Source organism: Brevibacterium aurantiacum (assembly GCF_900169065.1).
GTDB lineage: Bacteria > Actinomycetota > Actinomycetes > Actinomycetales > Brevibacteriaceae > Brevibacterium > Brevibacterium aurantiacum.
Window position 1 is genome coordinate 46,806 of sequence record NZ_FXZB01000024.1, and the last position, 9,404, is coordinate 56,209.

The following is a 9,404-nucleotide window of genomic DNA, read 5'->3' on the forward strand; positions in this document are numbered from 1 at the left end:
GTGCCGTCGTCAGCTGCGCAGTGCGCGAGCATATCGCCTGCGGTAGATGATCTGAGCGAGACGGACGAAGGGTTCGCCTAGGCGCCAGATCCCCATTCCCGCTCGTGAGACCGAACGCAGCACGAGGAACACGCGGTCATCGGGAGTGCGGATGAGGATGAAGGATTCCTCGCCCGTGATCGGATGCCCGGGCTTCGTCCCATAGGTGAAGCCACGACGAGTCTCGGACTCGAAGACGGTGATGACTCGAGCCGGCTCCGGCAGGCGAAACGGCCCCAGCCGCACGAAGATCGTCGGCTCCTGGCCGGCCTCGACCCGTGGGATGTCATGGCCAGTCTGTGCAAGCCCGATGTCGAAGCCGCTGCGGATCTTCACCTCCCAGTGCAGGAGCTCTTCGGCACAGCGGTCAAAGGTGTCACGCCCGTGGCCGATGAAGAAGGCCGACTCGAAGTCCCGGTAGCCTGCCGGCCGGTCGACCCAGCGAGGCGAGAGCGGCTGCGTCAGAGTGTCCATGCCACCAACCTAACCGAATCCCGGACACACCGGTGCCAAGTCTCCTGCGAACAAGTAAGGTGCCAAGTACCGACATCCGCTCAATCGAATGTCCGCTAAGAAAACGCTTGACACCCACCACGTACGACAGTCACGGATCAAAGGAGAACCAAGAATGCGCACACTCAATGGAATCGATGAGATCACTTCGCTCGTCGGCACCGAGCTGGGCTCGTCCGAGTGGACGACGATCGACCAGGACGCGATCAACACCTTCGCCGATGTCACCGACGATCACCAGTGGATCCACATCGACGAGGAGCGCGCGGCAGAAGGCCCCTACGGAGCGACGATCGTCCACGGCTTCTTCACCTTGTCTCTGATCCCGAAGTTCTCCAGCGAGATCTTCACCATCGAAGGTGTGTCCATCCGCGTCAACTACGGGCTGAACAAGGTCCGCTTCGCACAGCCCGTGCCGGTGGGTTCGCGCCTGCGCGGCACCGTCAGCGTCAACGAGGTCATCCCCGGGGACAAGGGCACCCAGGTCATCCTCAAACACGTCATCGAGATCGAAGGCCAGGAACGACCGGCATGCATCGCCGAGGTGGTCACCCTCCTCGTCGAGTGACCTGACCTCCACAGCACAATGGCGCCCACCGCCCCAGCTGACACTGACGCTCAGCTGGGGCGGAACTCGTCGAGCATCTGCGCGACGCGGATGTAGCCGAGGTGCGAATATGCCTGGGGATGGTTGCCCAGGTGCATCTCCGCGACCGGGTCGTACTCCTCGGCCAGCAGCCCGGTCGGCCCCAGCAGGTTGTCCACCTGCCGGAACAGGTCCCAGGCATCGTCGATGCGTCCGACCTTGATGAAGGCTTCGACGAGCCAGGTCGTGCAGATGTGGAATCCGCCCTCAAGGCCGGGCAACCCGTCGTCGTAGCGGTAGCGGAAGACCGTCGGTCCCACCCGCAGTTCACGTTCGATGGCGTCGACTGTCGAGATGAAGCGCGGATCATCGGCGGGCAGCAGACCCGAGAGTCCCACGAACAGGCACGCCGAGTCGAGATCGGTCTCGCCGTAGGCAACGGTGAAGGCCCCGACCTCCTCGTTGTACCCGTTCTCGAGCACATCGTGGGCGATCTCCTCGCGCAGCTGCCGCCAGGCCCCGGGGAGTTCACGACCGAAGCGTTCGGCGATCTGCAGCGCCCGATCGACCGTCACCCAGCACATCACACGCGTGTAGACGTTGTGCTTGGGCGGCCGCCTGGCCTCCCAGATGCCGTGATCGGCCTCGAACCACCGCTTGCTCACGGCCTCGACCATCTGGCAGGTCAGTCGCCAATAGGAATCCGGAAGATCGCCGAGGTGCTCGCTGAGCTCGTTGAGGAGCTCGGTGACCGGCCCGAAGACGTCGAGCTGAACCTGATGTTCGGCCGCGTTGCCCACTCGCACCGGCCGGGAACCCGCGTATCCAGGCAGATGGGCCAGCACCGCCTCGGTGGTCAGGGCGGAGCCGTCGACGGCGTAGAGCGGGTGGAGCTGTTCAGGAGACACAGTGCGGGCCAGGATTCCCGTGAGCCAGGACAGGAAACCTTCGGCCTCACCGGTCGATCCCAGCGCGAGCAGGGCGCGCACGGTCATCGAGCCGTCGCGCAGCCAGGTGTAGCGGTAGTCCCAGTTGCGCACGCCGCCGATGCCCTCCGGCAGGGAGGTCGTGGGTGCGGCGAGGACTCCCCCGGTCGGTTCGTGACAGAGGGCGCGCAGGGTGATGGCCGAGCGGATGACCTCTTCGCGGTGGTGGCCGGGGATGTTGAGCGTATCGACCCAGTTGGTCCAGAAGTTCAGGGCGCGTTCGCGCACATGGTGCTCTCCGCCGGTGGCCATGTACCTCGCGTCACCGGTTCCGGTGCCGCAGGCCAAGACCAGCACGACGGCTCCTCCGGGTTGCTGCGAAGGCACAACGACCGCCTCGGCGGTGTGAGACTGCCCGACATCGCTGATCTCGAAGTCGATGCCCGGTGCGATCAGGGAGATGGGCTCGGAGGTCCCCAGCACCTGCACTCCGTCGTCGGTGCGCACCATCTGCGTCGGCACGGTCGCATAGTCGAGGCGTGGGGCGAAGCGGATCCGGGCCGAGGTGTCGCCGGTGAGCACGCGCACGACGATGGTGTCATCACTGTTGGCATCGACCGGGGCGAGGTAGTCGAGGCAGCTGAGCCCCGGCCACCGGGTCTCCAGCAACGTCGAGTGGGTGATGTAGCGCTGCGTCAAGGGCGCGGTTCCGGCCTCTGTTTCGACAGCGAAGAACCCGGCCGCCTCAGCGCCGAGGATCTCGGAGAACATCGATGAGGAGTGCGGCAGCGGGTGCGGCATCCAGCAGATGCGGCCGCCCGGGTCCACGAGCGCCGTCGACTGCCCATTGCCCAGCAGGCTGTGCCGATGGATCGGGGTCGCGCGCCTGCCGAAGAGCCAGGATTTGCGCAGCTCGTAGATCGCAGCGAGGACGACAGAGACCTCGGCCGGTGAGCTGATCCGGTAGTCGGCGTGGGTATCGCCGGGTTCACGGCCGACCTTGAGCCCCAGATCCTGGTCCCCGAGTGTTTCGAGTGCGAATTCGTCTGCGGTGTCGTCGCCGATGAACACGACCACCTCGGCGCCGGTCTGCTGCCGCAGGCGCTGCAGAGCCTCGGCCTTGGACGAGGGGACGACCGAGAGGTCGATGACCTGCTTGCCCCGAGTCGGGAAGATCACGTGGGCCTCGACCAAGTCGTTGACCGCGTCTTCGACCTCCTGACGTTCGGACTCGTCGAGTCCGCGCAGGTGCACGGCGGCACCGGTGGTCTTGTGTTCGATGATCGTGGTCGGCAGGGTCTGGAAGACGTCTCGCCGGAGTCCGTCTAAGGCGGTGCGCTGCTCCTCGTCGAGGGTGTCGATGGCGACCGTGTCCGTCTCTCCACCATGGGAGCCGAAGAGGTGGACCTCCCGCGGCAGCCGTGACATGGCCGCGAGGTCGCGCAGGCTGCGCCCGGAGATCACCCCCGCCGAGGTGGTCGGAAGCAGAGCGAGCGCGCGCAGTGAGTCGACCGAGGAGTCCAGCGGGAACGCCTGACCTGGCAGGTCGACGATCGGTGCGATGGTGCCGTCGTAGTCTGTGGCGATGAGAAGCGAGGAGGAACGAGAGACCTCGAAGAGGCGGCGGAAGAGTTCCGGGGAGAGTTCGCGGCTGGCCTCGGCCAGGTCACCCAGGAGGCCGGATGAGCTGACGGAGGCGGCTATCGGAGTCAGCGGAGAAAGATTCTCGTAGTCATGCTCGACGGTACTCATCTCACCTCGGTCTTCTCGAGTTCGGCTGTGGTCCTCATGTGATGGACCGTGCTGGCAATGCAGGGCGTGGCGAGCATGCAGGCTGCTCCGAGTCCACGGCCCGGGTCAGTTCTTGGTCTCGGGCCGGTTCTGATCGTCTGGATCCTCGGGAGCTTTGAGATCCTCGGTCGTGTTCAGTTCATCGAAAGAGTCTGAGGTTACGTAGTCGGCGTCGGCTGCCCCTACCTGACCGGCCGCAACCTGCTTGGCCTTGCTGATGCGCGAGTAGCCGCCGATGATGAAGATGACTCCGGCGATGAGCGTGGCCACGCCGGTGAACCCGAGGATCCACAGTGCACCGAAGCCGTCGCCGAACATGAGGATCACGCCGAGCAGCACGTGGCAGGCCGCGGCGATGAGGAAGTCCGATGCCATGGGGTGAGACTTGAGCTGGCGGTAGTTCCACAGTTCGAGGAGACCGTGCAGCAGTGCCCAGATGCTCATGGCTGCGCGCAGTTCCGCCGGCTGCTCGGCGAGGAACAGGAACACGATCGCGGGGACCGTGATGATCGCCTGGCCGTAGACCGCGGTGCGCACGTTCAGCGGCGAACGCAGTCCCTGGTAGACGAGCACCAGCGCGAACAGCACCAGGTAGCTGATGGAGAGGATGTCGACGATGTCGACGCCCATCGACAGGTGCTTGGGGCTGGCGGCATCGCGTGGCCAGAAGACCGTCGCGAAGCCGAAGGCGACGCCGAGGATTCCGCGGACGACCATCGGAGCACCGAGTGCCTTCGACTCGGAGATGGCCTGAGGCAATGCCTCGGGTCGCGGTTGCGTGGACTCGGTGCGCGGTTCGTCGGTACTCATCACGACACCAGTTTAGGTCTCTCACCTGAGTCTGTCTGGTGTTGGCCTGGACACAACCTCCTCATGTATTTACGTAATTACGTACTTTGTGTATTCTGGGCTTATGAGTTCGTCGTCGAAGGGTCAATCCGCACGCACGGTCGAGGAGCGCGTGGCCGAGCTCGAGCGCAAGATCGCCGAGCTGGAGAATGCCGTTCCCACGACTGCACCGGCCGCCGAGGCTGAGTCCGATCGGGCGCCGAATGGCACGAAGAGCACGAACCCGACCGCTGATGACGACACCTTCTGGGCGCTGAACGGCCTCATCGATCGAGCGGGAGACGAGGGTGGAGTCGTCTACACCGGACATACCACTCCCCCGGGTGGGGAATCTCCGGTGTCCTGGCAGATGGGGCTGCCGTCGGCAGCGATCAATGACCTCAATTTCGCCGAGGCTGCCCCCGCCCTGGCAGCACTGGGCCACCCGGTCCGCCTCGAACTCCTGCAGGCCATCTATGAGGGGACGACTACCGTCGCCCAGCTCGGCGAGGACGAGCGATTCGGCACGACCGGCCAGATCTACCACCACATCCACGCCCTGGCCGGGGCAGGCTGGCTCGAGAACTCGCGCCGAGGCCACTGGCGCGTACCTGGCCAGAAGATCGTTCCCCTCCTCACCCTCATCCTCATCGGCACTCACTGACACTCACTGACACTCACTCAGGAGCCCCCATGAACACCGCTTCCGCCGCCGCGAACTCCAACAATCCTCGTCCACGCTCGGCCTCAGAAGAGCCGCGGGCTCAGCGGACATGGATCGCGGTGCTCGCTGCCGCGATCGCGGGTGTCCTGCTTCTGCTCATCACTCCGTTTCCACGTGGGTTCCAGGGCGAGACCACTGGCGATGCCGCACTGGTCAGTCAGGTCGAGAACGCCCTCGATAGCGGGCACTGGCACCATGTGGCAGCCGCGAAGATTCATGGCGATGACGTCACCTGGGGAGGAGTCGGTGCCGACGACGATTCGGAGTTCGAAATCGGATCGATCACGAAGACCATCACCGCGGCGCTCTTCGCCGATGCGATCGAACGCGGAAAGATCGACGAGGAGACCAACCTCGGCGAGGTCTGGCCCGAACTCGACGGTGAGGTCGCCGAGGTGACTCTGGCATCGATCGCCACGCAGCGCTCAGGACTGCCCGCTCAGGAACCGTCATTGAGTTTCGGTGATGGCCTGGCGACATTCCTATCGAGCTATATCCACACCGACCCTTATCGCGGGACTGCGACGGACCTCGTCGACTCGCTCAAGGACGTCGACGTGGGTGAGCAGGAGCCGGAGTACTCGAACTTCGCATTCGGGATCCTCGGACAAGCACTCGCGACGGTCACGGACTCCAGCTACGGCGATCTCGTCAGGGACCGGATTACGGAGCCCTTGGGAATGACGGACACCTACGTGCCCGGATCGGCGGAGGGACTCTCGCATGGCTACACGGCGTCCGGATTGCCTGCAGCGCCATTGACGCTGGGCGGGACTGCGCCCTCGGGTGCCATCAGATCAACTGCCCACGACATGAGCATCTGGCTGCGTGCGACGATGGACGGATCGGCCCCCGGCGCGACGTCAATCCAACCGCGTGAGGATTACAACGAATCGGATCGAATCGGCTGGGCGTGGCTCACCACGAAGGATCGCAGTCCCAATCTCACCTGGCATAACGGCGGTACCGGCGGGTACCGCTCGTTCCTTGGTTTCGATCCGAAGACTTCGCAGGGGATCATCGTCCTCGCCGAGTCGGCAATCTCCGTTGACGATGCCGCGGACGTGATCTCAACAAGTGAAGCCTCGGTGGCGACCCGGCACTCTGCGCAGGTGCACGGCGATCAGGCAGGAGCGCACTCATGAATCCAGTACTCTTCTCTCAGATCGCGTGTGCGATCGTCATCGCCTGGGGTGCCTTCTCTGCGATCAAAGCATCTCGAGCTCCCACCAGGACCGTGCTGCTGAGCAATCTCCTCGTTGCTCTCGCCATGCTTCTGCTTGTCCGATTGATTGCAGACTACGGTGGTTGGACATCTTGGTTCATCTACGTCTGGATGCTCTGCCTCGGCGGGTACGTCTTCGGCGTGTATCTGGCAGCGAGGGCTTGGTCGCAACTTCCCTGGGTCGCCGATGGTGCAGCGGCCAAACGGTCAGAGGTGACCAGCCTCGGAGTATCGAGCGTGATGACGGCGGCTGCTGCGGGTGCGCTGGTGATTCCCGGGTTCATGCTGGGTTAAGACTGCCGATGGCACGCGACGGTCGCATTTCACCTGAGCTTCATGTGTCGGCGACCTACGGGAGCTGGCATCGAACTAGTTTCGTTGTATGAGCCCATTGCCTAAAGAAGGTCGTCGTCTCCCGCGATTGTGGATATACGCCGCCATCGGCGCCGTCATCGGTGTTATCGCGGGACTGACCACAGAGCCTGGGTTGGTGATCCCGTTCGCCATCTTCGGCTTCGCCATGGGGATGGGGATCTATTGGATCCTGCGTGGCGACGGTCCGGCCGAGCCACGGACCACCGACACCACTCGCGGAAGCAACGGCGAGGGCGAGGGCGAGGGCGAGGGCGAGGACAACGCAAACCGAGACGGCAACGGCAACGGCAACGAATAGAACCTGAGTTGCTTCACTTTAGTGCCCCGGCCCGGGCCCGAAACTTTCGACGCTGCTAATTAGCTCGGCAACGTTTGGCGGGACTTCGGGTGGGAACACGAGCTCGTGCCCATCGATCTCACCCACGAACTCCCTCAACGGCCGCAACGTGGTGATGACCTTCTTCAACGACAACCCTGTGGCCTCTTGCATGAACCGCGCGAGAGCCAACGCCGTGAACACGACCGTCAAGTGCGCCTCAATCGCATCCCGTGTGCGATGAAAGATCGGACGGGCTCGAAGGTCGGTCTTCGACATCCGAAAAGACTGCTCGACATGCCATAGATCATGATAAGAACCCACGACCTCCCGCGCCGTCATGACCTTGGCCTCGATGTTCGTGACGTACCCCTTCCACCCGGCCAAACCCACCGCCTTGTCATAGCTGGACTCGTCGAAGACCTTCGTCGACCCCTTCGTCTTCACGAACCGTGCGGCCTTCGGCTTCGACTCCCCATCAATGATCCGCATCGCCCGATTACGCTGCAGATTCAGTGTTTCCCTGTCCCGCACAGCGCGTTTGCGCCGGTATTGCCACACTGCCCGCCACGCCTTCGGATGCTCAACCGGTGACCACACGGGCTCAGCACGAGTCAGCGTCCGGTTCTTATCCAACCCGACTGTGGCCCTTGGGGTCAGCGTATCGACGAGCTGCCCATCATCAGTGTTGGTGCCGTTCCAGGTGAAGAACGTCGCCAGATCATTCGGTGCTTTCGTCTGCCGCGAACCGACGATGAACCGTAGCCCGGCATCATCGAGTTCCTTGAGGTTCGCGGCTGAGAGCATCCCGGCATCAGCAACGATGACCATGTCCGTGACGCCGTGGCGGTTTTGGAAACCCTTGACGATCGGAATCATCGTGAACGTTTCTGCCTTGTTGCCTTCGAAGCACCCGATCTCTAACGGAAATCCGGTCCGATCGACGAGGAGGCCGACCACGATCTGTGGATCGACGCGGCGTTCCTTGGAGTACCCGACCTTGCGGAGCCTGTCTTCCTTCTCTGCTTCAAAATATAAGGTGGTCACGTCATAAAGGATCAGCGAGATCCCGGTCGTCGCGACAGAGTAGTCGAAGCACTTGCCTGCAATGGTCTCTCGATAGGCGTCAGAATTGATCCGTTGCAGACACCGGGTGAAAGTGCTGCGGTGTTTGGCATCAGCACCAAGTTCGTCGAGGACACGGATGCTGTCAGTCTTCGACGTGGGTTCGACAAGCCTTGCGAGGACGAGCTGGAAGAATGCTTCGTCATCGACCACGTCGAAGCCGAGTCTGTCGTAGGCGGTGCGGATCGTGTCAATGAGCAGCCGTGATGCTGATCCCTTCACTCGCCGACGCGACGTTGTCGAGACGTTGCCGCCGGTGTCGAGGTCGAGGGCTAGTTGTCCGGTGGACTCGTTGATCTTTTCCCGGCCGGCTTCTTCGAGTGCTGCGAGTTGGGCTGGGGTGTGAGCGGAGCCGAGGTGTTCGATGACGGTGAGTTTGCCGTGGCGTTTCGTCACGATCTGGACCGCGGTTGCCCCAGATGCGGTCGGGACTTTCCTCAGTCGCAGGCTCATGCCTTCATTCTACGGACCCGATTAGTGTCCCAAATTCCCTACATACAGTCCGGTCACCAGGAGGTATGCCGTCGAATCATTCACAATCGGCCAAAGTGAAGCAAGTCAGGCGAGGGCGAGGACAACGCAAACCGAGACGGCAACGGCAACGAATAGAACCGTCAATCGAGGGCATGCTCAAGTACAGCCTGCCGGTCGACTATTTTCCGGCTCTTCACTATAGATCTTGTGGACTAGTTAGTCTGACTTCTCGAAGGACGTGGCGGTCTCTACCAAACGGATCGATGATGGTCTTGTGGTCGGGTCTGACTCATGGCTCTTCTGACACCCCGCTGTCTGGGGTTGTCCTGTTTACGACGTGTCGACTGGCTCGGCTCACTGTAATAAGTGCAGCCCAGCAGGCCGTCATGTCCTGATAGGAGTCTGGCGTGTCCCCGATAGTGAACTGACTGACGCCGGCTGAGCTGCGCACCCGAGAACTCGAAAAGAAGGGGCGCAGTTCC

At 62.9% G+C, this 9,404-nt stretch carries 9 protein-coding genes; 5 read left to right on the forward strand and 4 right to left on the reverse strand.

All coding sequences use genetic code 11. The features are described from left to right. Positions 1-9: 9 nt before the first annotated feature. A complete protein-coding gene (locus BAUR9175_RS15660; protein WP_009882207.1) occupies positions 10-513 on the reverse strand; it encodes a DUF1990 domain-containing protein in 504 nt (167 codons plus the stop codon). Between the two features lie 154 nt (positions 514-667). On the opposite strand from BAUR9175_RS15660, the gene BAUR9175_RS15665 reads away from it, so the two are divergent. Continuing rightward, positions 668-1,120 carry a MaoC family dehydratase gene (locus tag BAUR9175_RS15665; protein WP_009882206.1) on the forward strand — a complete coding sequence of 151 codons (453 nt, stop codon included), beginning with the start codon at positions 668-670 and terminating at the stop codon, positions 1,118-1,120. 50 nt (positions 1,121-1,170) lie between these two features. Here BAUR9175_RS15665 and otsB read toward each other — a convergent pair whose 3' ends face one another. Together otsB and BAUR9175_RS15675 are read right to left on the reverse strand one after the other, a co-directional pair. Continuing rightward, positions 1,171-3,816, reverse strand: coding sequence for a trehalose-phosphatase (gene otsB, locus BAUR9175_RS15670; protein WP_083248888.1), 2,646 nt, complete (start codon positions 3,814-3,816; stop codon positions 1,171-1,173). A 105-nt stretch (positions 3,817-3,921) separates the two neighbouring features. Next, positions 3,922-4,665 carry an HdeD family acid-resistance protein gene (locus BAUR9175_RS15675; RefSeq protein WP_009882204.1) on the reverse strand — a complete coding sequence of 248 codons (744 nt, stop codon included), beginning with the start codon at positions 4,663-4,665 and terminating at the stop codon, positions 3,922-3,924. A 103-nt stretch (positions 4,666-4,768) separates the two neighbouring features. Between BAUR9175_RS15675 and BAUR9175_RS15680 the strand changes: the two genes are divergently transcribed. From BAUR9175_RS15680 to BAUR9175_RS15695, 4 genes are all read left to right on the forward strand, one after another. Then, positions 4,769-5,347: an ArsR/SmtB family transcription factor gene (locus tag BAUR9175_RS15680; RefSeq protein WP_164513855.1), complete on the forward strand. Its 579-nt coding sequence runs from the start codon at positions 4,769-4,771 to the stop codon at positions 5,345-5,347. 29 nt (positions 5,348-5,376) lie between these two features. Beyond that, positions 5,377-6,552 (forward strand): serine hydrolase domain-containing protein, encoded by a 1,176-nt coding sequence (locus BAUR9175_RS15685; protein ID WP_101584386.1) that lies wholly within the window; start codon positions 5,377-5,379, stop codon positions 6,550-6,552. Next, on the forward strand, positions 6,549-6,926 hold the full coding sequence (locus BAUR9175_RS15690; RefSeq protein WP_101584390.1) for a hypothetical protein: 378 nt from the start codon (positions 6,549-6,551) through the stop codon (positions 6,924-6,926). The genes BAUR9175_RS15685 and BAUR9175_RS15690 overlap by 4 nt, the downstream gene beginning before the upstream one ends. An 88-nt stretch (positions 6,927-7,014) precedes the next feature. After that, positions 7,015-7,305, forward strand: a complete 291-nt coding sequence (locus tag BAUR9175_RS15695) for a hypothetical protein (RefSeq protein ID WP_141322617.1) — start codon at positions 7,015-7,017, stop codon at positions 7,303-7,305. Positions 7,306-7,323: 18 nt separating this feature from the next. Here the strand turns inward: BAUR9175_RS15695 and BAUR9175_RS15700 are convergent, their stop codons facing one another. After that, positions 7,324-8,901 carry an IS1634 family transposase gene (locus BAUR9175_RS15700; protein ID WP_069599383.1) on the reverse strand — a complete coding sequence of 526 codons (1,578 nt, stop codon included), beginning with the start codon at positions 8,899-8,901 and terminating at the stop codon, positions 7,324-7,326. Between the last annotated feature and the right edge of the window lie 503 nt (positions 8,902-9,404).

Bases quoted from the DNA above. Each gene is read 5' to 3' on its own strand.
- BAUR9175_RS15660 (WP_009882207.1), bottom strand. From the start codon at position 513: ATGGACACTCTGACGCAGCCGCTCTCGCCTCGCTGGGTCGACCGGCCG.
- BAUR9175_RS15665 (WP_009882206.1), top strand. From the start codon at position 668: ATGCGCACACTCAATGGAATCGATGAGATCACTTCGCTCGTCGGCACC.
- otsB (WP_083248888.1), bottom strand. From the start codon at position 3,816: ATGAGTACCGTCGAGCATGACTACGAGAATCTTTCTCCGCTGACTCCG.
- BAUR9175_RS15675 (WP_009882204.1), bottom strand. From the start codon at position 4,665: ATGAGTACCGACGAACCGCGCACCGAGTCCACGCAACCGCGACCCGAG.
- BAUR9175_RS15680 (WP_164513855.1), top strand. From the start codon at position 4,769: ATGAGTTCGTCGTCGAAGGGTCAATCCGCACGCACGGTCGAGGAGCGC.
- BAUR9175_RS15685 (WP_101584386.1), top strand. From the start codon at position 5,377: ATGAACACCGCTTCCGCCGCCGCGAACTCCAACAATCCTCGTCCACGC.
- BAUR9175_RS15690 (WP_101584390.1), top strand. From the start codon at position 6,549: ATGAATCCAGTACTCTTCTCTCAGATCGCGTGTGCGATCGTCATCGCC.
- BAUR9175_RS15695 (WP_141322617.1), top strand. From the start codon at position 7,015: ATGAGCCCATTGCCTAAAGAAGGTCGTCGTCTCCCGCGATTGTGGATA.
- BAUR9175_RS15700 (WP_069599383.1), bottom strand. From the start codon at position 8,901: ATGAGCCTGCGACTGAGGAAAGTCCCGACCGCATCTGGGGCAACCGCG.